Source organism: Mucilaginibacter sp. OK268 (genome assembly GCF_900103125.1).
In the GTDB taxonomy this organism is placed as follows: Bacteria; Bacteroidota; Bacteroidia; order Sphingobacteriales; family Sphingobacteriaceae; genus Mucilaginibacter.
Genome location: NZ_FNJV01000007.1, coordinates 102722 through 126607, shown reverse-complemented (window position 1 = coordinate 126607; position 23886 = coordinate 102722). Strand labels below are relative to the sequence as shown.

23 protein-coding genes are annotated in these 23886 nt (G+C 42.3%); 6 read left to right on the top strand and 17 right to left on the bottom strand.

Features of this window, described 5'->3' with window-relative positions; all coding sequences use genetic code 11:
* The first annotated feature begins 134 nt into the window (after positions 1-134).
* Positions 135-686, top strand: a complete 552-nt coding sequence (locus BLR84_RS20740; RefSeq protein ID WP_090471960.1) for a NifU family protein — start codon at positions 135-137, stop codon at positions 684-686.
* A 155-nt stretch (positions 687-841) separates the two neighbouring features.
* Here the strand turns inward: BLR84_RS20740 and BLR84_RS20735 are convergent, their stop codons facing one another.
* The 5 genes from BLR84_RS20735 to BLR84_RS20715 all read right to left on the bottom strand — a co-directional run bounded on the left by BLR84_RS20735 (position 842) and on the right by BLR84_RS20715 (position 6408).
* Positions 842-1633, bottom strand: coding sequence for an inositol monophosphatase family protein (locus BLR84_RS20735; protein ID WP_090471958.1), 792 nt, complete (start codon positions 1631-1633; stop codon positions 842-844).
* A complete protein-coding gene (locus BLR84_RS20730) occupies positions 1611-2084 on the bottom strand; it encodes a GtrA family protein (protein WP_090471956.1) in 474 nt (157 codons plus the stop codon). The genes BLR84_RS20735 and BLR84_RS20730 overlap by 23 nt, the downstream gene beginning before the upstream one ends.
* Positions 2077-3246, bottom strand: coding sequence for a prolipoprotein diacylglyceryl transferase (locus BLR84_RS20725; RefSeq protein WP_090471954.1), 1170 nt, complete (start codon positions 3244-3246; stop codon positions 2077-2079). The genes BLR84_RS20730 and BLR84_RS20725 overlap by 8 nt, the downstream gene beginning before the upstream one ends.
* A gap of 29 nt (positions 3247-3275) precedes the next feature.
* Complete coding sequence (mtaB, locus tag BLR84_RS20720; protein ID WP_090471952.1) at positions 3276-4595, bottom strand: tRNA (N(6)-L-threonylcarbamoyladenosine(37)-C(2))-methylthiotransferase MtaB; 1320 nt, start codon at positions 4593-4595, stop codon at positions 3276-3278.
* Positions 4596-5016: 421 nt separating this feature from the next.
* Positions 5017-6408 (bottom strand): S41 family peptidase, encoded by a 1392-nt coding sequence (locus BLR84_RS20715; RefSeq protein ID WP_090471950.1) that lies wholly within the window; start codon positions 6406-6408, stop codon positions 5017-5019.
* A gap of 146 nt (positions 6409-6554) precedes the next feature.
* Between BLR84_RS20715 and BLR84_RS20710 the strand changes: the two genes are divergently transcribed.
* The 3 genes from BLR84_RS20710 (at position 6555) to BLR84_RS20705 (ending at position 8288) form a co-directional block, all read left to right on the top strand.
* Positions 6555-7559: a nucleoside hydrolase gene (locus tag BLR84_RS20710; RefSeq protein WP_090472351.1), complete on the top strand. Its 1005-nt coding sequence runs from the start codon at positions 6555-6557 to the stop codon at positions 7557-7559.
* Between the two features lie 103 nt (positions 7560-7662).
* Positions 7663-7854, top strand: a complete 192-nt coding sequence (locus BLR84_RS30420; RefSeq protein ID WP_255367000.1) for a hypothetical protein — start codon at positions 7663-7665, stop codon at positions 7852-7854.
* A complete protein-coding gene (locus tag BLR84_RS20705) occupies positions 7782-8288 on the top strand; it encodes a class I SAM-dependent methyltransferase (RefSeq protein WP_369829194.1) in 507 nt (168 codons plus the stop codon). The genes BLR84_RS30420 and BLR84_RS20705 overlap by 73 nt, the downstream gene beginning before the upstream one ends.
* A 240-nt stretch (positions 8289-8528) precedes the next feature.
* Here the strand turns inward: BLR84_RS20705 and BLR84_RS20700 are convergent, their stop codons facing one another.
* From BLR84_RS20700 to ppk1, 5 genes are all read right to left on the bottom strand, one after another.
* The gene (locus BLR84_RS20700) at positions 8529-9584 is read right to left on the bottom strand and encodes a hypothetical protein (RefSeq protein ID WP_090471948.1); all 1056 of its coding nucleotides are present in this window, start codon (positions 9582-9584) and stop codon (positions 8529-8531) included.
* Between the two features lie 117 nt (positions 9585-9701).
* Complete coding sequence (locus BLR84_RS20695; protein ID WP_090471946.1) at positions 9702-11393, bottom strand: GH39 family glycosyl hydrolase; 1692 nt, start codon at positions 11391-11393, stop codon at positions 9702-9704.
* Positions 11394-11491: 98 nt separating this feature from the next.
* Complete coding sequence (locus tag BLR84_RS20690) at positions 11492-12055, bottom strand: UbiX family flavin prenyltransferase (RefSeq protein WP_176852118.1); 564 nt, start codon at positions 12053-12055, stop codon at positions 11492-11494.
* Between the two features lie 175 nt (positions 12056-12230).
* Positions 12231-13106, bottom strand: a complete 876-nt coding sequence (locus BLR84_RS20685; protein WP_090471942.1) for a Ppx/GppA phosphatase family protein — start codon at positions 13104-13106, stop codon at positions 12231-12233.
* Position 13107: 1 nt separating this feature from the next.
* Entirely contained in the window at positions 13108-15153 is a 2046-nt protein-coding gene (ppk1, locus tag BLR84_RS20680) for a polyphosphate kinase 1 (protein ID WP_090471940.1), read from the bottom strand.
* Between the two features lie 310 nt (positions 15154-15463).
* Here ppk1 and BLR84_RS20675 point away from each other — a divergent pair, with 310 nt between their 5' ends.
* A complete protein-coding gene (locus tag BLR84_RS20675) occupies positions 15464-15955 on the top strand; it encodes a YajQ family cyclic di-GMP-binding protein (RefSeq protein WP_090471938.1) in 492 nt (163 codons plus the stop codon).
* A gap of 186 nt (positions 15956-16141) precedes the next feature.
* Here the strand turns inward: BLR84_RS20675 and bioB are convergent, their stop codons facing one another.
* The 5 genes from bioB to ribD form a co-directional block, all read right to left on the bottom strand.
* Entirely contained in the window at positions 16142-17143 is a 1002-nt protein-coding gene (bioB, locus tag BLR84_RS20670; RefSeq protein WP_090471936.1) for a biotin synthase BioB, read from the bottom strand.
* A gap of 168 nt (positions 17144-17311) precedes the next feature.
* Complete coding sequence (gene mgtE, locus BLR84_RS20665) at positions 17312-18667, bottom strand: magnesium transporter (protein WP_090471935.1); 1356 nt, start codon at positions 18665-18667, stop codon at positions 17312-17314.
* Between the two features lie 169 nt (positions 18668-18836).
* Positions 18837-19451: an IMPACT family protein gene (locus BLR84_RS20660; protein ID WP_090471933.1), complete on the bottom strand. Its 615-nt coding sequence runs from the start codon at positions 19449-19451 to the stop codon at positions 18837-18839.
* 9 nt (positions 19452-19460) lie between these two features.
* Positions 19461-20342 (bottom strand): EamA family transporter, encoded by an 882-nt coding sequence (locus BLR84_RS20655; protein WP_090471931.1) that lies wholly within the window; start codon positions 20340-20342, stop codon positions 19461-19463.
* A gap of 123 nt (positions 20343-20465) precedes the next feature.
* Positions 20466-21512 (bottom strand): bifunctional diaminohydroxyphosphoribosylaminopyrimidine deaminase/5-amino-6-(5-phosphoribosylamino)uracil reductase RibD, encoded by a 1047-nt coding sequence (gene ribD, locus BLR84_RS20650; protein WP_090471929.1) that lies wholly within the window; start codon positions 21510-21512, stop codon positions 20466-20468.
* A gap of 33 nt (positions 21513-21545) precedes the next feature.
* On the opposite strand from ribD, the gene prmC reads away from it, so the two are divergent.
* Entirely contained in the window at positions 21546-22424 is an 879-nt protein-coding gene (gene prmC / locus BLR84_RS20645) for a peptide chain release factor N(5)-glutamine methyltransferase (protein ID WP_176852117.1), read from the top strand.
* 54 nt (positions 22425-22478) lie between these two features.
* On the opposite strand, the gene BLR84_RS20640 is transcribed toward prmC, so the two are convergent.
* Positions 22479-22817 carry a hypothetical protein gene (locus tag BLR84_RS20640; RefSeq protein ID WP_090471927.1) on the bottom strand — a complete coding sequence of 113 codons (339 nt, stop codon included), beginning with the start codon at positions 22815-22817 and terminating at the stop codon, positions 22479-22481.
* 150 nt (positions 22818-22967) lie between these two features.
* On the bottom strand, positions 22968-23867 hold the full coding sequence (gene xerD / locus BLR84_RS20635) for a site-specific tyrosine recombinase XerD (RefSeq protein WP_090471925.1): 900 nt from the start codon (positions 23865-23867) through the stop codon (positions 22968-22970).
* Between the last annotated feature and the right edge of the window lie 19 nt (positions 23868-23886).

The following is a 23886-nucleotide window of genomic DNA, read 5'->3' as shown; positions in this document are numbered from 1 at the left end:
CTACACATTTGAAATTTGCACATCTGCACATTATAAAGTCATCTATCATCTGCATGTCATAACTAATTAATAGCTAACTTTAAACAAAAAAGCTACCTAAATTTGTTAATTCAAGATTTAATCAGAAAGCTAAAATGAATATCAACGTATATACAGAATCAACGCCAAATCCGGCAACAATGAAGTTCATTGTGAACAAGTTGCTTATTAATGGCAGTGCCGATTACGCTACAAAAGAAAGCGCTGAAAAATCTCCTTTCGCTAAGGAGCTTTATAAATTCTCTTTTGTTAACGGCGTTTTCTTCGCCAGTAATTTTGTTACCATCACCAAAACTGAAGGTAGCGAATGGGACGATGTAGAACCTATTATGAAAGAGTTTGTAAAAGGTGCTGTTGAATCTGAGCTCAAAATACAATTAGAAGAAGAAACAGAAGCGGGAAACTTTGAAGGTTCTGAAACCGAAGTAAAAATACAACAGATATTACACGATTACGTTCGTCCGGCTGTGGAGCAGGATGGCGGCGCTATTTCATACCGTTCATTTAACGAAGGTGTAGTTACTGTTGAACTACGTGGTTCATGCAGCGGTTGCCCATCATCAACCGTTACCCTTAAAGCCGGTATCGAAAACCTGTTGAAACGTATGGTTCCTGAAGTTACCGAAGTGGTATCAGAAGCCTTATAATATTGACACGGACCTCACTAATTGATTCGAATTACACGAATTTATTAGTTACCGAATGGCACTTATTTAATCTAATCAGACTAATGGATATTCGATTAGATAAGTGCCATTTTTATTTAGTGTAATTCGAATAAATTCGTGAAATTAGTGTAGATCTATTTAAAATATTTCTGAATATACTGTACCAGTTCAGCAGTTATTTTTCCGTTGGTTGCCACTACCTCTCTGGCTTCCAGCACATCGCTACCACCGTTAAAGGTGACTACCTCGCCCCCGGCCTGCCTCACGATAACTATACCGGCAGCTACATCCCAGGAGTTTAAATTATACTCATAAAAGGCATCGAACCTGCCGCAAGCTGTATAAACCAGGTCGACTGCAGCCGAGCCCAAACGCCTGAGACCATGGCAATTCTTCATCAAGTCGGCAAACAAGGCAATATAGGCATCCTGCTTTCCGAAGTCGTAATATGGGAACCCTGTCGCTAATAAGCTATTGGCCACAGTTTGGTTATTACTCACCCTGATCTCGTTACCATTAAGATACGCAGGGGCTCCTTTCCAGGCATAAAAGCATTCGTCCAGATTCACCTCATATACTACACCGGCAACCAGTTCATCATATTCTTTAAGTGCTATACTTACCGAAAATGAAGGGATGCCATGTATAAAGTTGGTGGTACCATCCAAGGGGTCAATGATCCAATTATATCTTTCGCCAACAGTGGTGGTGGTTTTTTCTTCGGTGATAAAACCCGCTTCGGGGAGTATCTTGCGTAAACCTTCCACGATCAGTTTCTCGGCGGTTTTATCTACATACGATACCAGATCGTTCAAACCTTTGTATTCAATTTTATCGGCGTTGAAGGTTTTACGCTCCTGTCTTATAAAATCGCCGGCTTGTTTTGAAACTTCAATTACCTGTTCAGTTATGTTTTTGAGTTGCATGTTTGCGTAATGATAAGCTGAATGAAAATGCTTTATGTACAAAAAAGCTTGCAAAGAACAAGCTTAACGCGGCCCCTATCCGGGCCACCGGTGGGTATATCCCAAAATCTTGTATCAATATTTTTATCACTGCTAAATTCGCGAAAAAACCAAGACAGGCTACGGATGCAAAGCGAACAAACTGCTTATAGGCTGATAGTTTTGACTCCGTAAAAACCATATAGCGGGTGATCAGGAAATTCACGATCACACCCATAAAAAATGATAGTGCCAGGGATAAGGTAGAATTACGAACCGTTAACGAGAATATCTGGTAGGTATGTCGTACTAATAAGTTATGATAAAACAAGTAAAAGGCAGAAACATCAACTAAAAAACCTGCCCCTGCAGAAATCACAAATCTGAATACCTGGTTATCCAATAATTTGTTGGCTTGCTTAGTATTAGCCATGCTTTAAAACTGCTGATTTTTTATCCTTATTTAACCCATTCGCAATTAAAACAGCCCCGCCAATAACCATCAGCAACGAAATAAATTCGGCCTGGGTAAAGCTGATGCCAGCAACATGATATTTAGTGTTTACGCGTATCAATTCTATAAAAAAGCGTTCTACGCCTGCCAATATCATGTAGATGCCAAACATTACACCAGCTGGTTTTATCCCATCGCGGATGCTCCATAAAAGCCAGAACAGCAGTAAACAAACAAGCACTTCATAAAACGATGTGGGGTAAACCGGATACTGCAGCTCATGGCAAAACTTGCCGATACAACCCGGAATGGCAACACCTTCGTCGTTCACATTGTGCGGGAATTTAAAGGCCCACATCCAATCTGGTGCCCAACTTAACCAGCCCGGTTTTGGCGCGGTATTGGTTATCCCCCAATCCCCATCACCCGACATCTGGCAGCCTACCCTGCCTAAAGCGTAAGCCAGCATCATACCAGGTCCGCCGATATCCAGCATATCCAAAGGTTTAATATTATGCTTATTGGCTATATAAAGCACAGCAGCACCGCCACATATTAAACCACCATAAAAGGTAAGTCCGCTAAAGCCTATCAGCATCCCTACGGGATCTTTCATGAATTCGCCCCAGTTCTCTAACGCATTAAATAACTTGGCGCCTGCAAAGCCAAAAACGGCTGCCCACAGCAAAAGATTGCCCATGAGCTCATGTGGATGTACAGTTACTTCTTTGGTTACCGGCTTAGGCTGTTTTTGTTTCTCGGCTTCATGATAAGCCCAGTAAGCAAATGCGGCGGCACCAATGATCCCGCCTATCCAACTACCACGCAGAGATAACAAAAAATCCTGCGGACCATCCAGAAGCAAACGATAGTTCAGTATACAATCAACCAGTTTATAACCTAAAACAAAGCCAAAAACACCATTACCAACCAATTCATTAACCGAGGCGGGTTTGCCTACAGTAACCGTTTTTTTAAACGAGTGAATGATGCCTAATTTCTCTTTCCGTTTAAATTCCTGCGCAAAGGCCCAGTAAGCGCCCATAAAAGCTATGGCCACAAAAAAGCCAAAAGTTTGAATAGGCAAAGGGATATTTATACCGAAAAGATATTGAAGAAGCGATGTAATAGTTGGAAACATAGGTTATAGTTTGAAGCGAATATAGCGTTTTAATGCACTAATATTTCTTCGCTTTCTGTTATATCGACATCACCATCAGGTGAAATATTTGTTAAGTGAACCTTTTTAAGCTCGTTGATCAGCACGGGGTCATACTTGGTTCGTACCTTAACATAGTTACGGGTAAAACCGTGCATATAGCCCTCTTTGATGTCTCCTTCAAATAAAACCTCTTCGGTTTTGTTTAACTGGCTTTCATAAAACGCGCGGCGTTTTTTGTCAGACAGGATATGCAGCATTTTACTGCGCTCGCCACGGGCTGAACCTGGCACTGCGCCGGTCATTTGGCTGGCCAGGGTATTTTCCCGTTCCGAGTAGGTAAATACGTGCAGGTATGAAACGTTCAGCTCATTCAGAAAATTATAGGTCTCCACAAAATCTTCACGGGTTTCGCCGGGAAAACCTACGATCACATCTACTCCAATACAGCAATCGGGCATCAGTTCTTTGATCTTAGCTACCCGGTTTACATACAGATCGCGTTTATAGCGGCGACGCATCAGGCTCAATATCTTATCAGAACCCGATTGTAGCGGGATATGAAAATGCGGCACAAAACGCTTGGAAGTGGCCACAAAGGCAATAATTTCGTCGGTAAGCAGGTTTGGCTCGATGGACGAGATCCTGAACCGGTCTATCCCATCCACATCATCCAAAGCCTGTACCAGGTCAAAGAACTTATCTTCGCGATTACCGTTTCGGATACCAAAATCGCCCAGATTTACACCGGTAAGCACTATTTCTTTTACACCCGATGCGGCTATCTGGCGAGCCTGCTCCAGCACGTTTTCAATAGTATCGCTGCGGCTGCTGCCACGGGCCAGCGGTATGGTACAAAAGGTACAGGAGTAATCGCAGCCATCCTGAACTTTCAGGAAAGTACGGGTACGGTCGCCAAAAGAATAGGCGGGCACAAACTCGTTAGCTTCGGATACCGGCTGGTTAAATACCAGGGCCTTAGGTTTTTTGGTCAGATCGGTAATATGATCAATGATCTGGAATTTTTCGGCGGCACCCAACACCATGTCAACACCCGGTATTTCGGCTATTTCCTGTGGCTTTAACTGCGCATAGCAACCTACAATGGTCACATAAGCGTTTGGTGATATTTTGAGCGCTTCCTTAACTATTTTCTTGCACTTTTTATCCGCGTTTTCGGTAACCGAACAAGTGTTGATCACAAAAACATCGGGGGTGTTCGTAAACTCCACCGTATCATAGCCAGCCTGGTTAAACAGGCGCCCGATAGACGAGGTTTCCGAATAGTTGAGCTTACAGCCCAGCGTATAAAAGGCAACTTTCTTATTCATCTTTAAGGGCGCAAAGATAACTAATTATTGAATTACTGAGTTAGTGAATTATTGAGTTATGACAATCAATTAATCAACTATATCCTACCATGTCGGGATGAATCCAATCATCCAAAACTTTTTAAACCTTTAATTTTAACAATTTTTTAGTCAAAAACGGGGTAAAAAGGCTTGATTTTTATCCATTTTAACAATGTTTTAACCCATTTTAACACTTTTTAACAAATTTTTGATGGGTTTTGAAAGGTTTAAAAAGTATTAAATACCTGTGTGTCAAATAACTAAATACAAAATGGATGATTTTTGGTTGCATTTCCCCTTAACCAAACAGCCCGGTTTCCTGACAAATCAGAAAACCGGGCTGGTGTATATACAAATATACGCAATTTATCGGTCTTGTAAAAACGCGTGGAGTGATAGTCTACTTCTTATTATTTATTTCTTTTAAGGCCCGTTTTAACACGGCATCGGTACCGTTGATCACATCCTCAGGAGTGCGGGACACTTCAATATCCGGAATAACGCCTACACCTACAAAGTCGCGGCCATCCGGATAGGTATCACGCTTGGTGCAGATGCGGGCCGTAAAGCCGGGTAAAGTGAGTGGCAAGGGCTGACCAGTACTGCCATAAGTACGCTGCCCAATGGTTGTAGCGCGTCCTTTTAAGCCATCTATCATCACTAAAAAATCCTCGGCAGCCGAGGCTGTATTATTTCCGCACAATACCACCAGCGGTGTTTTAATTTTTTGCTCTTTAAAATAGTTGTAAAAGGTCATGGTATCACCCTTGTACCAGTATTCGCCTTTGGCTGATGCGATTGATTTTTGCTGCCAGTTGGATAATTTACCTTTTTTGGTGGTGTCCATTAATTCATAGGTCCCCCAGGCCCGGTAGGCCGACAGGTTATCGCGGGTTTTCCAGGCAGAGCCAACCAAAACCTTCTGATCAGTAAAATACATCAGTATCTCGGCTCCTACGCCGCTGTTACCACCACCATTACCGCGCAGATCAAGGATTACGCCTTTGCATTTATACAGTTCCGGCACTATCTTTTTAAATTCGGTAACTATCGACTCGTCGCCGAAACTGTTCAGTTTAACGTAAGCTATTCCATCTATATTTTCATAATTCAGCACCTTCCAGGGTGTATTATTGGTTCCCCGCCTTACCCAATTGGCACGATAGGTATGGTATTGATAGTTATAATCAAACAGCTTGCCTTTGGGCGATCGTAGCTTCAAATGCCATACTTTAGCCGTATCGGTACCATAAAACATCATAGCCGCGGCTGTATTCCAAAGCACATGTTCTGTTGACGAGCTGATATAGGGGATGATCTCCTTTTCGGCATAGGCTTTTGCATCCATCCCATTCACGCTTACCAATTCAGATCCCAGGGGCACCTGGTCTTTAAATTGCAGCGGAATATCGGTCACAATAAGTTTTTTGTTAAAATTTTCAATATTGATCCATCTATACCTCGATGCATGCGGCGGCATCAAGGCTTGCGGGAAATCAATATCAGTATGCCCGTCTTTTAACAAAGCGCAAAACCGCTGCATCAGCATATAATATTCCCAGGTGCTTTTTGTGGCCAGTATTTTGGGGATATAGGCCTGGTAGGTACTATCCCAGTTAATTTTGGCATGGTCGAAATACGCGAAATTGTATTTTGCTTCCGACCAGAATTTACTCAGGCCATACAATTTGTCGGCTGATGAAAGATTAGAAACGGTATCAATTTGGGCAAAAGCCGGGCGGAAACCCGTCATTAAAAATACCAGGGAAAGACAGTAGTAGATTTTTTTCATGGACAGGCTCAGTTAATAATCTCAAATATAAAAGTTTAGGCTATTGAAAGATGGTGTTTGCTGTTACTTTTTCTATTAAAAATTATGCTATTTTAGATAGATACCTCACTTGGCTCCATTACAACATCTTTATAGAAAAAATCATCATGAAACATAAGGTAATTTCGCTGCTGCTGGCTATGGTTCTGGGAACATTTGCTTTTGCCCAGCAGCAACAGCCAAAGAACATTATACTGGATACCGATATAGGTCCTGACTATGACGATGTTGGAGCGATGGCCATTTTACATGCCCTGGCCGATAAAGGCGAATGCCGCATCCTGGCCACTATAGCCAGTAACCAATACAGCAGTATAGCCCCAGTATTAAGTGTATTGAACACTTATTTTAAAAGGCCGGGCATTCCTATTGGTGTAGTGCGGGGTAAGGCTGTTAATATCCCCTGCTCTCAAAAATGGGATTCATTGATCGTTACCCGGTACCCGCACCGGATTAAAAATAACGATGAGGCGGAGAACGCCACAACGCTTTACCGCAGGATTCTGGCTGCTCAACCCGATCAAAGCGTAACTATTGTCACCATTGGCTTTATGACCAATATGGCCAACCTGCTGCAATCAAAACCAGATAAAGTATCTCCATTAAATGGGGTTGCATTAGTTAAAAAGAAGGTAAAATTGTTGGTGAGCATGGCCGCCTGTTTTAACCAGGAGATGGGAAAATTCAAGGAGTTTAATGTAGAAAAGGATTCGGTTTCTTCAAAAACAACGTTCGACAATTGGCCCAGTCCTATTATTTTTAGCGGGTTCGAGATCGGCGAAAAGATCCATACCGGCTTGCCGATCACAAAGGATAAGTCTATTACGCATTCACCGGTTAAAGATGTATTCCAAAAAAGCATTCCGCTTGATCCTAATGACGCCAAAGGCCGGATGAGTTGGGACGAAACCGCGGTATTGGTTGCCGTGCGAGGTTATGAAAGGTATTTTGACGTAGTAAAAGTAAAAGGCAAAATGATATGCAACAGCGATGGTAGTAACCTTTGGGATAAAACCGGCAGCCGGGATCGTTATTTAGTACTAAAAATGCCCATCCCAGAAATAGAAGCTGTTTTAAATACGCTGATCATGCACCAGCCAAAAGCTAATTAAGATCAAACATCGAATGCCCAATATCCAATGAAGGGAAATGACATTGCGCTTGCGAGAGCAACTTTAGTAAATTGTTACTTTAGAGGCCTATTTGAAAGACGCGATGGTGAATGAAAACGAAAAACCTGAATTTTGGGAATCTGCTTTTATCGATAAGCAGGAAATGTGGGGATTTGAACCATCAAAGTCGACCGCATTGACCAAAGATTTTTTTGTTCAAAAATCAGTAAAAACATCCTCATTCCAGGCATTGGCTACGGACGGAACGCGCAGGTTTTCAGAGATCATGGCATAGCAGTCACCGGGATCGAGATCTCAAAAACCGCTATTGATATGGCCAAAAAACATTACGGAACAGATATGACCATCTATCACGGTTCTGTAACCGATATGCCTTTTGACAAATACCTTTATGATGGTATATTCTGCTATGCCTTAATTCATTTGTTAGACGGCAGCGAACGACAGAAACTAATCCGTGACTGCTATCATCAACTAACAGAAAATGGCTATATGGTTTTCACGGTTATTTCGAAAGCCGCCCCAACCTATGGCCAGGGAAAATTGCTGAGCAAAGACCGTTATGAAATATTTGATGGCGTGAATATGTTTTTTTATGACAGGGAATCTATTAACGCGGAGTTTAGCCAAGCCGGATTGTTTGAGATCACCGAAGTCACTGAGAACTATCCATTCTTTTTAATTAAGTGCCGAAAAGGTGATCAATGATATTAGTTAATTGATGGCTCCCTATTTATAAGTGTTTGGAAGAATGAAATTTACAAAAAGGGTGTCATTTCGATAGAGCATGGGCGGGCATGAGTGTTGTGCGAAAGAGAAATCTTCTACTGTATACAAAAACCAATTACATGTCGAAGAAGATTTCTCCTCGTACCTCGTTCGAAATGACAGCCTTTTTATTTTCCCTCCCGACCGTTACTCGGCTGGAGCCGAGCGACGGCCATTTTATCACTTAGGAAAGTTTGGTTTATAATCAGGATGTGTATATCGTTGCCAAAATAGATGACTTGCAAATGCATAATCTCGAGTTTTCAAATATGCTCGTGACATTATATGCTCGGCAGTGAAATTAAACATTTCAGTTCCATCTCCGACACACAAATATTTTTCAATATAATCATAAACTTCAATAGATGGTTTAGATGGACCAGGAAGAGCTATGGCATATTGAGTGCTTTTACTATTGGTCTTTAAATTAAAGACTATAAGAAAACATTGAAGTTCTTTGGGTTGACTTATGATATTTATTCCTTCCATTTCTTTAGGGAACTGATGTCGTATCCAAAAAACTTTAGATAATATTTCTTTATCAGGATTTAGAATTTGCTCGCGAACTTTATATAGGCCAGGGTTCATGAGAAAACCATTTCCCAAATTAGCGTAGGCAATGAGATATGCCACTCTCAATAATGCTATTTCGGCACGCCTTTCGTTATAAACACGTTGAAAATTCATCGTAAACTCAGGAGTTCGTATTTCCTCACTGAATAGTTTTTCTTGATGAAAAAGGGGGCTATACTTTGTAATAGTTGTTTGCTCCATCTTTTTAACGAAATTTCTATATTGATCGGGATGTGATATTTGTGGTTCAATACGCAAATTTGCAGTCCCATTACTATCAATGTCAAAAGATCCGTTTACCTTATTACCAGAAACTTCAAAAGAAGCTTTACTTTTTGAGTTAGGTAAGAATAATTTGGAGTCATTTTCTAAAAGTATATTTAAAAGATGCACATCCAACTCGTGCCCATTTTTTGAGTTACAGGACCTACACGTCAATGTAAGTGGTTTTCCACCCAAAGAAGCAGGCGGAACGTCTTCAAGTGTCAGCGGATTAGGTACCGAGCTTTCTAAATCTTGTTCAAAAAAGACGTTAAAGCAAATAGGGCAAATGTATCCATTCGTAAAATCGGGTATGAAGTTGATCTCCTTATGCTCTTTTACCCATTCAAGATTTTGAGAAAACAATTTGAAAATTCTTATTTTTTTCTCTCGATTATTCATATCTATAACACTTGTGAATTGATATTACACCTCAAAGTATTCAGCCTGTGGCTGGTGATATCACGGAACCACTTACCCCTACCGGCGGCTCTGGTTTAGATATAGCTAAAGCAGAAGCTACCAGTCTATTTTTATAAATGATATCCCTTGGCGGGGCAGATCAAAATTTATATTTATTTTTCCTGATTTTACGTTTATATTTTGTGCCGTGCCGATGGTTTGTAACTGCCCGGCCTTCTCTAATTCTGCTATTTGCCCGGCACTCGGGCTTTGCGGTGAGCCCATCTTTTTCCAAGCTTCATAGGAGTTGCTATGTTGATCATCAATCCGGTAATGTGCCAGTCTAACGCTTTTAACGGGTATGTTTTCAACCTGTAGAGATACTTGTTCCGCTGGCTTTTTTTCATCATTATCATGATAGTTCCAGATAAGTATCCCTGCCGTTGTTTTGTCTTTTGAAGCTAATACGCCAATATCAGACAATGGCCCGCGAATACTGGAATCAAGCATGGTTTTCAGGGGGTACATCCTGTTGCTTTGGGCCTTCACTCTATTCCCTGTCATTTTGCCCAGCATTCTGAAAAGATTTAAAATGGGTTTATCCACACCATTAGTTGCCAGATCGCGAAAGCCGTAAAACCAGGGTTGGTTTTCAAACTCAAAACTCCAATTTACAGCACCCCTTAAGTTTACTTTATATTGATCGGCTAATTCGTATTCACGGGCTATAGTTGCCGCTGTATAACTCGGGTATAAAGTTCCGTTCCGATAGGCGTTCTGGGGGTCTGTAGCCATACCGCAGGCAGCACATCCTTCCGGGTCAGACTCACCCACAATTAAAGGGATATTTTTTGTTTCAGGATAAGCGGTTGCTACTTTGAACCCAGCCTCTATATCACGAAGATGAGGTGAAGCATTCATCCTCACCATTCCATTAACAATTGACGGCTGCCCCTTCGCATGGAAGGTTAAGATATCAAGTGGCGATCCTGTATGACCTGTTGCATAATTAGTTTCTGTTGTACAATGCTTAATAAAATCATTAAGCATCTGCTGCGCCCCCTTTCCAGATGTACCAGCCACATTAAACCCGCCTATTTTAGCTGAAGGAAGAGCGCGCTTTACGCCATCAGCCGCATAATCGTAAAGTTTAAAAAGTTCTTGTTCGGTCCCTTTCCAGTAAAAGCCATTAGGTTCATTCCAAACTTCCCAATACCAGCTTTCCACCTCCTTTTTACCATATCGATCTATAGAATGCTTTACCCAATTATAAACGAGATCACCCCATTTCTTATAATCCTTGGGCGGATATGTCCAACCGGTTGCTATATCTTTATATGGATCACCAGGTTTCCAATAATGGCGATAAGGTTCCGGATGAGTGGAAAGTGCCTGGGGCATAAAACCAATCTGAGCAAATGGTTTCATCCCCCGTTTAATGTAGGTATCAAATATAGAATCGATAATTTTCCAATTATAAACAGCATTCCCATTTGAATCTTCAGTGTACATGTTGGTAGAGCCCCATTTTAATGCAGCTTCTCCATCTCCGGTAACCATCAGGCTATGCGTTCTTACATAAACAGGCACCGGGCTTAGCGCCGAAATTTCGGTAAGTAATTTTTTACCATCCTTCATATAGGTATAGTTTGGCTCATCATAGCCAAACCAAGCCCAAAATGGCTTCATCGGTCCTTTCTCAACAGATAGATCAACATAAATGTCTGCCTTTCTAATGACTTCTTGTGCACTAAGGTTTTTTAACAGGAATGGCAGTAATATAAGGATGGTCTTTACTTTTTTCAGCATTACTCGTAATTGTATTTCAATGTAATTAAATCTGATCTAAAAACTCATTATTATTTTTCAAGGCCCAAACCCAAACAGCCAAACTCCGGGATCAAACCTCACTCCTCGCTCCACCTGTAGCTGTCGTGTTCCAGACCAATGAGGTCTATTACGCGGTTCACTACGGTCATGGCCAGTTCTTCGATGGTTTTGGGTTTGCTGTAGTATGATGGGATGGCCGGGCAAATGATGCCTCCGGCTTCGGTTACCGTTTCCATATTGCGGATGTGGATGAGGTTTAAAGGAGTATCGCGGGCCACCAGGATCAGCTTGCGGCGTTCCTTGAGTATTACATCGGCAGCACGGGTGATCAAATCGTCAGATATACCGCCTGCAATACGGCCCAGCGTGCCCATAGAGCAGGGAACGATCACCATGGTATCAAACCTGGCCGATCCGGATGCAAAAGGCGCCATAAAGTCGTTCTTGGCGTAAAAGTGATAGTCGTATTTACTAAAGTCCTCGTTATCGAGCTCAAAACGCCAAACATCCTTGGCATTATCAGACATCACAACGGCTACTTCCTGTATCTGGTCATTTAACTGGCTTAATTTTTCTAATAACAGCCGGGCATAAATAGCGCCGCTGGCCCCCGTAATGGCAACTACGATCTTCTTCTTCATAATTAATCCTTCAACAATCCACGCTCACAAATTTACGGGCACAAAAAAGGGTCGAATACAAGTACCCGACCCTACATCTACCTATGAAAAACATGCCCTTGAGAGGGCACTACAAATGTAATAAGAGTTTTTAAATTATTAAACAAATTTGTAAAAATAATTTTACGTTAAGTTTTTATAAATTCTTTTCGATAAGTAATTGAATAATACCATCAACCATACCTACTCTTGGTACATAAATACTCTTAATACCGGCATGTTTCATAACGGTAAGATATATTTCGCAGGCAGGAATGATCACATCGGCGCGGTCCTGGTTAAGGCCCAGTACGTTGATACGGTCTTTAAGCGAGAAGGATGTGAGGTAAGTATATAGCTGCCTAAGTTTATTAAAGCTCAGTGGCGCCTCGTTCTCTTCTTCGGCCAATTTATACAGCTTATTGATGTTACCGCCGGTGCCAATACCTGCCAGCTGCTTAAAGCCACGGGTATGCTCGCGTATAAAATCCTTCATTTCATTCCAGGTTTCTTCGGTGTCCTGGTTATCCAGGATCCGGATGGTACCGATGTTGAATGATTTGGATGCCATGAGCTGGCCGGTTGAAAACAGGGAAAGCTCGGTACTGCCGCCACCTACATCTACATAAAGGTAGTTTTTACTTTTATCGATGTTTTGATCGGCATGACTGGCGTAGATCACTTTAGCTTCTTTTGAACCATGGATGATCTCCAGGTCGATATTTGCTTCCTGTTTGATCAGTTTAGCCACCTCTTCACCATTTTCGGCCTCGCGCATGGCCGATGTGGCGTAGGCCAGGTAATCGGTCACCTTATAAACATCCATCAGGTTGCGGAAAGCCTGCATCGCCTTTAAAAGATCATTGGTTTTACGTTCAGAAATATGGTGCTGTATAAACGCGTCGTCGCCCAAACGTAACGGCACCCTGATCAGCGTATTCTTTTTAAAAGAAACCGAACCATTGTTTTCAATAATGTCAGCAATCAAAAGCCTCACGGCGTTTGAACCTATGTCTATAGCGGCGTATCTCAATTTATTTATTTTTAGCTTTTAGATAATTATATATCTCAATCTGCGCGCGGTGCGACTCGGCAGAGTGAGTTTTGTGATATTTGTTATTATTCTGACTGTTTATTTCGCGGGCCTTGGTATTGTCATGCAGTTGTATATCAATTACATCCCTGATCTCTTTACGTAACTGCTCGTCATATATCGGGAAACCAACTTCAATCCGGTTATCAATGTTACGGGTCATAAAATCGGCCGATGTCAGATACAGCAGTTCATTACCGCCATTGCAGTAAATGTGTACACGGGCATGCTCCAGGTATTTATCAACGATGCTGATCACCTCAATATTTTCACTGTATCCTTTTACACCTGGAATCAGGCAGCACATCCCGCGAATGATCATCCTGATCTTAACGCCGGCATTACTGGCCGTGTAAAGCTTAGTGATCAGTTCCTCATCGGCAAGGCTGTTCATTTTTAATATCATGTAAGCCTTTTTACCCGCTTTGGCATTCCTGATCTCGTTATCGATCAATCTGTAAATAGCCGGCCTGGAATCAATAGGCGACACGATCAAATTTTTCAATCCTTTTGGCAGCGCGTTTTTATATAAAGCTTTAAAAACCACTACCAAATCGCCGGTGATCTTAGGGTTGGCTGTAAACAAGGTATGGTCGGCATATATACGAGCCGTTTTTTCGTTGAAATTACCGGTTGAAAGACAGGCATAATAGGCCAGTTTACGTTTTTCGATGCGCGTTACCAGGCATATTTTGGAGTGTACTTTGTAACCAGCCACGCCATACAATACGTTTACCCCTTCCTCCTCGAGCCTGTTGCTCCAGAAAATATTGTTCTGCTCATCAAACCTGGCACGCAGCTCTACCAGGCAGTTTACCTTTTTACCATTTTTCGCTGCATTGATCAACGCGTGTATCACACGTGAATTTTCGGCAAGGCGGTATACGGCAATACTGATCTCCCGTACTTTGGGATCAATGGCGGCTTCGCGCAAAAAGTGGATAATATAATCGAAAGACTGATAAGGCGTACTCACCAGATAGTCTTTTTTGGCGATGAGCCCAATCAAACTTTTACCAAACGACAGATCCTCAACCGGCAATGGCGGATATTTAGGATATTCCAACTCGGGCCGGCCCACGTTGGGGAACGAAATGAAGTTTTTAAAGTTATGGTATCGGTTACCGGGTATCAGGCTTTCGCCATGCAAGCCCATCCTGTTCACCAAATATTTTAACATATCCAGCGGCATATCGCTATCATACAGCAAACGCATGGGTTTGCCCTTTTTGCGTTTTTGCAGGCTTTTGGATAACGAATCGATAAACTTTTCGCTTACCTCTTTATCCAGGTCAAGCTCCGCGTCGCGGGTGAGCTGTAAGGAATAAGCCTCAATGGTATCGTGGTTAAAAATAAAGAAGATATCCTCCAAACTATACCTGATGATATCATCCAGCAGGATAATAAATTTCAGGTTATTGGTTTCGGGCAGTGCTATAAACCTCGAAAGGTTGTCGGGGAATTCGATCAGCGCGAACCTTGATTTTTTGTTTTTGGTGAGCTTTACAAAAAAGTAAATGGCCCTGTCGCGCAGTTCGGGCAGCGGCATTTCGTCATCAAGCATAATGGGCACCAGCGTAGCCAGCAGCTTTTCCCTGAAGTAAGTTTTAACGAAGGCGCCACGAGTTACATTAAGCTGCTTATCGTTCAGCAAAAATATCTTTTCTTCGGCAAGCTCCTTTACAATGATGTTTTCGTAAAGATTGTTGAACTTACGCTCTTGCTTTACAACCAAATTTTTGATCTGGTTAAGGATCTTTTTGGGATTGTAGCCCAATATTTCCTTTGATTTTTCGTTCAGGTTGGCCAGGCGGCTCATAGTAGCTACCCGTACACGATAAAACTCATCCAGGTTGGATGAAAATATGGCTAAAAACCTCACCCGTTCAATTAGCGGAACAGTTGGGTCGGCAGCTTCCTGCAAAACCCTATCGTTAAAATATAACCAACTTATCTCTCTGTTTATTAAGGGAACCTGTTTATCCATATAAATTGCCCATGCCGGGCTCACTTTTACAAAACTGCTTATTTATTTGTTAACTTAATATTAACTCATTAGTATTTAACGAGTTTTTATTCACACATAGTTCATGGGTCATAGTTCATAGTTGATAGATCATCGTTTATGGCTTCATATTAACTATAAAGATTGATATATTCAATAAACTGTAGGTAACTATCCATATTTTGTGAACCATAAAACAACTATGATTTATCAACCATTAACCATGAACTATATACTATGAACTATGTTTCTAATACCTTAGTTTTGTAAACATTTATAAAACCATTTACTTATGCCCACATTTGATATAGTAAGCAAGATAGACGGACAAACGCTTGATAACGCTATCAATACCGCAAAAAAGGAAATATTGAACCGTTATGATTTTAACGATTCAAAAAGCACTATCGACCTGGATAAAAAAACCAACGAGATCACCATCGTGACCGAAAACGATATGCGTTTAAAGGCTATTCAGGATTCCATCATCAGCCGTATGGTGAAACAGCATTTAGATTCTGCCGCTTTGGATTTTGGTAAAGAGCAATATGCATCGGGCAATATGATCCGCAAGGAGATCAAAGTGAAGGAAGGCATCGATAAAGAAGCAGCTAAAAAGATTGTTAAAAAGATTAAAGACAGCGGCCTTAAAGTACAAGCTTCCATTATGGACGACCAGGTACGTGTTCAGGGCAAAAAAATTGACGATTTGCAAGCAGTGATTAGCCTGTGCCGCGGCGAAAACTTTGGCCAGCCACTGCAGTTTATTAATATGAGGGACTAATTTGACACTGACGGCCCTGTCATCCTGAGCCCGTCGAAGGATCGCGCGCAGAGGCCCTCCCACCATGCTTCGACAAGCTCAGCATGACAGCCCATAAAACAAAAAGAGAGACGCATGTGATGCGTCTCTACACAGAATATAACGTAGAGACACATTACATGTGTCTCTTTTTATTTTCACACAGGCTTAACCTGCTACTTCAACTTCTTTAACTTCATTAGGTCGACCATTTTTAAACGCTTTGCGTGGCGACAGGCCAAGCAATTCAAACATCGCCATGTCGGTATCAAATGATGGGTTTGGTGTGGTCAATAGTTTTTCGCCTGCGAAAATAGAATTGGCACCAGCCATAAAACAAAATGCCTGTTCAACCACACTCATTTCTGTACGACCTGCCGACAGGCGAACCACCGTTTTGGGCATAATGATACGGGTAGTAGCTATCATGCGCACCATATCCCAAACAGATACCCTAGGCTGATCGGCCAGTGGCGTACCCTGTACAGGCACAAGCGCGTTGATCGGTACAGATTCCGGGTGCTTAGGCAGGTTTGATAAGGTTTTAAGCATAGATATACGATCTTCCACGGTTTCTCCCAGACCGATGATGCCACCGCTGCATACAGTAATTTTGGCTTTACGCACATGCTCCAGTGTTTGCAGGCGCTCATCATAGGTACGGGTAGTGATAATACGCTTATAATCCTCCTCAGAGGTATCCAGATTATGATTATAGGCATACAGGCCCGCGTCGGCCAAACGTTGCGCCTGGCTCTCGGTAAGCATACCCAGCGTACAGCAAACTTCCATATCCAGGGAGTTCACCGCTTTTACCATGTCAATTACCTTGTCAAAATCGCGGTTGTCACGTACCTCGCGCCAGGCAGCGCCCATACATAAACGCGAAGCACCACCTGCTTTAGCTTTTTCTGCCGCGGCTATCACTTCATCTTTAGGCATTATAGCGTGTACATTAACACCGGTGTTGTAACGCGCTGCTTGTGGGCAATACGCGCAGTCTTCAGAACAACCGCCGGTCTTTATCGAGATCAGTGAGCTGATCTGCACTTCGGCATAGTCCTTATTTTCGCGGTGTATGGTTGCGGCCTTGTAAACAAGGTCGAGCAGCGGGGTATGGTATATTTCAGCTATTTCTTCTTTAGTCCAGTTGTATCTTACCTCGGTCATTCTGTTTCAAATTTTGATGGTTCAAATTTAGAATAAAATTCAATTGTTCATTAGTTCAATTGTTCATTAGTTCATTAGTAAAAGGTATGTAAATAAGATGTCTTACCATTTTTAATCAAAAATAAACTGCTGACACCAATGAACAATTGAACTAATGAACCAATAAACTTAATGATGCAATAAAAGCTTTGTAGCCAGCCAAAGCGGTAATAAAAAGCCTATGCAATCTGTAAATGTTGTAATAATGATAGATGATGCCACCGCCGGATCGATCCCTACCCGCTTTAATATCAGTGGGATAGACGCGCCTGTTAAACCGGCGATGATCAGGTTGCCCGTCATGGCTAAAAACAATACCAGGCCCAGCATGGGGTTGGCATCATAGAAAAAAGCTACTATAAAAACGATCAAACCATTGGCTGCGCCGTTGATCATCCCTACTAAAAACTCTTTCAGCACCGTATTATAGGCCTGTTTATCGCTCAAATCGTTTAAGGAAATACGCCTCACCGTTACCGCCAGGGCCTGGGTTGCCGCGTTGCCGCCCATCCCGGCAATAATGGTCATATAGGCCGAAATAATGGAAAGCTTGGCTACCGTGGCATCGAAATTACGGATGATGGATGCCGCCAGAAACGCCGTACCCAGGTTGATCACCAGCCAGGGTAAACGGCTTTTTACCGCGTCTTTCCAATTACCGCTCAACTCTTCGTCCTCAGATACACCCGATATTTTCAGGATGTCCTCGGTGTTTTCCTCCTCCATTACGTCGATGATGTCATCGACCGTAATGCGGCCCAGTAGTTTCATGTGCTCATCAACTACCGGAATACTGGTGAGGTTATATTGCGATATTAAGCGGGCCACCTCTTCCTGGTCAACATCAGCCTTTACATATACAAATGTGGTTTGCACCAGGTTACTGATCCGTGCATCGGCCTTTGCTTTAATAAGTGTTTTTATAGAGAGTATTCCTTTCAGGGTAGCCGCATCGTCAATCACATAAATGGTGTATAGCTCCTCCATTTCTTCGGATTGATGGATGATCTCCTCCAGCGCGTCCTTTTTATCCAGTTTGATATTTACCCGGATAACCTCGGAGTTCATCAAACCACCGGCTGTATCCTCATCATAACTGAGCAGGGCGCGAATACTGCTGGCATCCTCCTGGTCAATATCTTTCAGGATCTCATGCTGCTGCTCTTCATCCAACTGCGAGATAATGTCGGTAGCATCGTCATAATCCAACTCCTCCACAATCTCGGTACGTTTTTCCGGATGAAGGTTCACCAGTAGTTCTTCGGGATGATGCTCCTCATCCATTTCCGAAATTACTTCCGATGCGATGTCTGTCGGCAGGATATTGATGATCCGTTCTTTGGCTTCCTGCGGAAGTTTCTCAAACAGTATAGCAATCTCAGAGGCGTGGTATCCCTGCAGAACTTTCTCTAACTCAACATCATCGCTTTCCAGAGCGGCTTTTATGCGGAGCAGGTCGGTTTTATCGATTTCAAAAGATTGCATATCCCGACTAAAATAATCATTTATGCCGGAAACGGGGAATTAAAAAGAGAATCAAGAGCCAAGAATCAAGAGTCAAGAGCTGAGAATCCAAAGTCAAGAAATAACTGATTGATTTACTTTACTTTCCTGGTCTTGACTCTTGGCTCTTGATTCTTGGCTCTCGCTCCTCTCAAAGGCTGTGATCGTATTTCGCAACAGCACCGCTTACCTTACTTATTTTAAATAAAGTTTGCTCCACCTGGGTTTTGCGTATCGAAACCTGAATGCGGCAGTCGTTGTCAAACTGCTGGTTGAGTATGGCCAGGTTGTCATCCTTGATAACGCGCATCACATCGTTCATTTGAAGGTAGTCAAAGGCTATGGTATAAATATCGTTAACGGTTTTATGAATGATGACTGCCTGGTTCAAAGCCTCTTCAGTTGCTACCTTGTAGGCATTAATTAAACCAGGGACACCTAACAGCGTACCGCCAAAATAGCGTACCACCACGACTAATATATTGGTCAGATCACGGGATAATAGTGTATTAAGTATGGGCCGACCGGCTGTACCAGAAGGTTCGCCGTCGTCATTAACCCTAAATACCGACCTGTCGATACTTAAACGCATGGCCCAGCAGTGGTGATTGGCTTTGGGGTGCTCCGATTTCAGATTAGCTACAATTCCCTTGATATCATTCTCGGAATTGATAGGATATGCATAGGCCAGGAATTTGCTGCCGCGATCACGGAATATGCCTTCGGTTGGTTGTTCTATAGTTTTGTAAGTATCGTCAAAAAGCATTAAAACACGTTATAGATGAAGAAACCCCAGTGTTTGCGGGAAATAAATAATCACAATGGCCAACACTGCTACAACAATACCAATTTTGTTCAACGTGCTCAGTTTTTCTTTAAATATGAATATCCCGATAAAAGTCCCTACTATAATTACACCGATATTCATGGATGAAAATACGGCCGAGGGACTATTGGCCAAAACCTGGTGAGCCTTTAAGTAAAATAGGATATTACCAAAGTTAGCTACCCCCAGTATCCACCCAATAAGGATATGCGGCCAGGAAAATTTTGTTTTTTTGGTAACCACCTGGTAAATAAGCCCGATCATGGATAACACAAAGGCCAGTATAAAGATCACAAAGATGGCTGATGTGAAGGGCACTTTGTTAACCTTGGTTATTTGTTTTAGAAGCACATCAATGATCCCAAAACCTAAAAAAACGATCAGTAAATAGATCCACGAGATTTTGGCAGCCTTATCCCGTGAGGCTTTTTGCCATGGGATGGAGCATATAATGGCAATAAAAGCCAATACAATACCGATGATCTTCACGGTATCCTTAGCCTCATTGAATATAAAAAATGCTGCGAAAATGGGGATGAACAATGAAAGCCGCTGCGCTACATCGGTACGTACAATACCCGCTAGCCTTACAGACGAAGCCATGATAACAAACAACGAGGGAAACAGTATACCAAGCGCTATGTAATTGTAAATCGGGGCATCCTCAAAACTGATGATGAATTGTGGCTTAAAAAATATCCAGGTAAGCAAGATAGCCATAGAGTAGTTCCAGGTGATGGCCTGAAATACATCTATGTGATAGCGTTTGGCCAGTTTCAATAGCACAGAAACTACAACGCTGCAGCAAATACTTAAAAAAACGTAGAGCATTATATAATTGGTATCAAGTAGTTAGTATCAAGTATCAAGATTTTCCATCAATTAAGTATCCAGTTTTCACGACCGCACTTTCCTGGTCGTGATACTTGATACTAGCTACTTGATACTTAAATATTAAATATTATATACTATCTGCAAGCGGTCGTCGCCCGATGATAATTCTTCTGCAATTATACCTGTTATTTGCGGGGCTTTTATACCCTTTTTTAAAACAGTTTTCCCGGTGAATACACGGGCCTCGTCCCAGAGACCTGCTTCTATAAAACTGTCCAATGTGCGGGCACCACCTTCAATAATAACCGACTGGATATCCTGTAAGTATAACTGGTACAAAATGTATTGGGGTACATAGCGGTCAAAATCTTCCAGGGCTATGTATTTATTTTTACCGTCCGTATCAAACTTAACCTCATTGAATATGAATGTTTCTACCGATTGATCAAATACATTCAAGCTTTTATCTAATTCCAGTCGCCTGTCGATCACTACCCGTTTGGGCGATTTCCCCTCCCAGTAACGCACATTAAGCCTTGGATTATCAATTGCCACAGTATTTTTACCCACCAGTATGGCGTCCTCTTCACTACGCCATTTGTGAACCAGCCTGCGCGACTCCTCCCCGGTGATCCAAAGCTGACTGTTATCGTCGGGAGCAAAAAAGCCATCGGTGGTTTGCGCCCATTTTAATATAATATATGGCCGGTGTTTTTGTATCCGTGTAAAAAACCGGCGGTTAAGCCATTGGCATTCTTTTTCGAGCACACCGGTTATTACCTCGATGCCGGCAGCTTTTAATTTGGCGATGCCTTTGCCATCAACCTGCTCAAATGTATCGCGACAACCCACTACCACCAATGGGATCTGGTGTTTAATGATCAGATCGGCACAAGGCGGGGTTTTGCCGTAATGCGCGCAAGGCTCCAATGAAACATATATGGTTGATTGTTTTAACAATTCTTCGGCATTATCATACCGGGAGCTTACCTGGGCAATGGCATTCACTTCGGCATGGGCTTGGCCATATTTTTGGTGATAGCCCTCGCCTATTATTTTATCATCATGAACTACAACCGCCCCAACCATTGGGTTCGGGCTTACCTGCCCTGCACCCAATTGAGCAAGCTCCAGGCAGCGTTGCATATATTTTTCATGTTTAAGCATGCTGCAAAAGTAGCTTTTATGTTACTTTGTTGCATGATTACGATAAAGGATGTTTTTGAAGATTACAAACAGCTGAACAATATTTACGACAGTACGGAGACAGAAGCCCTTACTTTATTGGTCATCAGCGAAATATGCAAGCTATCAAAGGCATCTATCAAAGCCTTCCCTGAGCGGGAATTAAGCGCAGAACAAGGTGAAGAGCTAAAAGCTATATTAACCCGGCTGCAAACCGGCGAACCCGTACAGTACATTTTAGGCGAGACGGAGTTTTATGGTTTGCCCTTTAAAGTAAACCCATCGGTATTGATTCCTCGCCCTGAGACGGAAGAGCTGGTGGAGTGGATTCTATCTGTTTGTGGCGGGCATTTTGCAGAAAACAGCGAACAATTTGAAGGGACTATGCTTGATATTGGTACGGGGAGCGGTTGTATCGCTATCAGCCTTAAAAAAAACCTGCCCAATGCACAAGTTTCGGCGGTAGATATCTCTGAACCGGCATTACAAACCGCTAAGGTTAACGCAGTATTAAATAAAGTTGAAATTAATTTTATCCACAGTGACATTTTAGACTGGGAGGCTCAAACCGCCCAATTCAAAATGTATAATTTAATAGTCAGTAATCCGCCATATGTGACACTTTACGACAAGCAACAAATGCATACCAACGTAACGGATCATGAGCCGCACAATGCTTTATTTGTACCGGAGGATGACCCCTTGTTATTTTATAATACCATTGCCGATTTTGCCCTGCTTAAATTGCCTGCAAAAGGCTTATTATTCTTTGAGATCAATGAAAATTACGGCAATCAAACCGTTGAAATGCTCCAAAAAAAGGGATTTACCGACATCATTTTAAAGCAGGATATGAGCGGCCGCGACAGAATGATAAAAGCCGCGACAAGGTGAGTTGCCGCGGCTTACAGAACAGACTTATACACGACTGTTCAGTTTTGAGGTCAGTTAATTATAGTTGATCTGTTGTATCATTTTATAATGTCCATACCGGCTAAGATCGCTGTTAACAGCAACTTTAAGCTTAAACTTATTTATTTCAAATATCAGTTTCTTTTTAACCGATGGTAATTCATCGTTCATTAAAATGCTAAGTTCATTTTCGGCTTCCAGGATTGTAGTCACCGAAGACTGGAACACCTGATCGTTCATACAGTATAATTGTTCAACCACGCCATCATATCGTTCTAAAAGCACCTGAAGCACGTAAGCATTAATTTTCGAATAGTTGCCCAAGCCATCAAACAACTCTTTTAGCTCATTTAATTCTTCTATATAATCTAACATGTTATTAATCTTTAATTAACTATAACAAGCTAAATGCCGAAACCTTCTTAAGCTCAATGTAGTACGTGTTAATTAAATTTCGTAGTGCAACCTGGGCAAATCCCACCACAATCGGGGAATTAACATACCGCCAGGAGCAATTTTTCCGGATTAGCTGCGCGGATGAAACTGACTGATAGTACTTTTCAGGTACTCGCGGTCGAGGTGAGTATATATCTCAGTAGTAGTGATACTTTCATGCCCGAGCATCTCTTGTACAGCCCGCAGATCGGCTCCTCCTTCTACCAGGTGGGTGGCAAATGAGTGCCTGAAGGTATGCGGACTGATAGCCTTATTCAACCCGATACGCACGGCGAGTTCTTTGATCAGCAGAAAAATATAAACCCGGCTCAAGCGGCTACCCCGCCGGTTCAGGAAAACAATATCCTCCTCGCCTTTTTTAATAGCCGTGTGCACCCGTACATGCTCTATCCATATTTTAAGCGCCTTGATAGCTTCGGCACCAATAGGTACCAGGCGCTCTTTGCTGCCTTTGCCGGTCACTTTTATAAATTCAATATCCAGATACAGATTTGAGAGCTTAAGCTCCGTGAGTTCAGATACGCGCAGGCCGCTGCCATATAGTGTTTCTAATATAGCCTTGTTACGGACACCTTCGGGCTTTGACAGGTCAATAGCCGCTATGAGCCTGTTGATGTCCTGGTAGCTGAGGGTATCGGGTAGCTTACGTTGTATCCGGGGTGATTCCAGCAGTTCCGACGGATCTGTTTTGATAATGTCCTCCATCAGCAGGTATTTGTAAAAAGCCTTAATCCCTGATAATATCCTGGCCTGTGAAGATGGAATCATACCCAGTTCATTTACCCAGGCAATAAACAGCCGCAGATCGTTTAATGTAATGGTTTCTGGTTTCAACTGGGTTTGCTGCGCATCGGCAAACTGGAACAGCTTTTCTATATCACGGCTGTACGACTCGATAGAATTATCGGCAAGCGATTTTTCTAACTTCAAATAGGCCTGAAAACCTTTTATTGCCGAACGCCACTCCAATTTATTACTTTTTTTAAAT

What these genes read in the sequence shown, in the direction of transcription:
- mgtE (WP_090471935.1), bottom strand. Translation starts at nt 18,667, where the DNA reads ATGCAATCTTTTGAAATCGATAAAACCGACCTGCTCCGCATAAAAGCC.
- BLR84_RS20695 (WP_090471946.1), bottom strand. Translation starts at nt 11,393, where the DNA reads ATGCTGAAAAAAGTAAAGACCATCCTTATATTACTGCCATTCCTGTTA.
- BLR84_RS20675 (WP_090471938.1), top strand. Translation starts at nt 15,464, where the DNA reads ATGCCCACATTTGATATAGTAAGCAAGATAGACGGACAAACGCTTGAT.
- BLR84_RS20740 (WP_090471960.1), top strand. Translation starts at nt 135, where the DNA reads ATGAATATCAACGTATATACAGAATCAACGCCAAATCCGGCAACAATG.
- prmC (WP_176852117.1), top strand. Translation starts at nt 21,546, where the DNA reads ATGATTACGATAAAGGATGTTTTTGAAGATTACAAACAGCTGAACAAT.
- ribD (WP_090471929.1), bottom strand. Translation starts at nt 21,512, where the DNA reads ATGCTTAAACATGAAAAATATATGCAACGCTGCCTGGAGCTTGCTCAA.
- BLR84_RS20715 (WP_090471950.1), bottom strand. Translation starts at nt 6,408, where the DNA reads ATGAAAAAAATCTACTACTGTCTTTCCCTGGTATTTTTAATGACGGGT.
- ppk1 (WP_090471940.1), bottom strand. Translation starts at nt 15,153, where the DNA reads ATGGATAAACAGGTTCCCTTAATAAACAGAGAGATAAGTTGGTTATAT.
- BLR84_RS20700 (WP_090471948.1), bottom strand. Translation starts at nt 9,584, where the DNA reads ATGAATAATCGAGAGAAAAAAATAAGAATTTTCAAATTGTTTTCTCAA.
- BLR84_RS20655 (WP_090471931.1), bottom strand. Translation starts at nt 20,342, where the DNA reads ATGCTCTACGTTTTTTTAAGTATTTGCTGCAGCGTTGTAGTTTCTGTG.
- BLR84_RS20660 (WP_090471933.1), bottom strand. Translation starts at nt 19,451, where the DNA reads ATGCTTTTTGACGATACTTACAAAACTATAGAACAACCAACCGAAGGC.
- bioB (WP_090471936.1), bottom strand. Translation starts at nt 17,143, where the DNA reads ATGACCGAGGTAAGATACAACTGGACTAAAGAAGAAATAGCTGAAATA.
- BLR84_RS20725 (WP_090471954.1), bottom strand. Translation starts at nt 3,246, where the DNA reads ATGTTTCCAACTATTACATCGCTTCTTCAATATCTTTTCGGTATAAAT.
- BLR84_RS20730 (WP_090471956.1), bottom strand. Translation starts at nt 2,084, where the DNA reads ATGGCTAATACTAAGCAAGCCAACAAATTATTGGATAACCAGGTATTC.
- mtaB (WP_090471952.1), bottom strand. Translation starts at nt 4,595, where the DNA reads ATGAATAAGAAAGTTGCCTTTTATACGCTGGGCTGTAAGCTCAACTAT.
- BLR84_RS20710 (WP_090472351.1), top strand. Translation starts at nt 6,555, where the DNA reads ATGAAACATAAGGTAATTTCGCTGCTGCTGGCTATGGTTCTGGGAACA.
- BLR84_RS20735 (WP_090471958.1), bottom strand. Translation starts at nt 1,633, where the DNA reads ATGCAACTCAAAAACATAACTGAACAGGTAATTGAAGTTTCAAAACAA.
- BLR84_RS20640 (WP_090471927.1), bottom strand. Translation starts at nt 22,817, where the DNA reads ATGTTAGATTATATAGAAGAATTAAATGAGCTAAAAGAGTTGTTTGAT.
- BLR84_RS20690 (WP_176852118.1), bottom strand. Translation starts at nt 12,055, where the DNA reads ATGAAGAAGAAGATCGTAGTTGCCATTACGGGGGCCAGCGGCGCTATT.
- BLR84_RS30420 (WP_255367000.1), top strand. Translation starts at nt 7,663, where the DNA reads ATGGTGAATGAAAACGAAAAACCTGAATTTTGGGAATCTGCTTTTATC.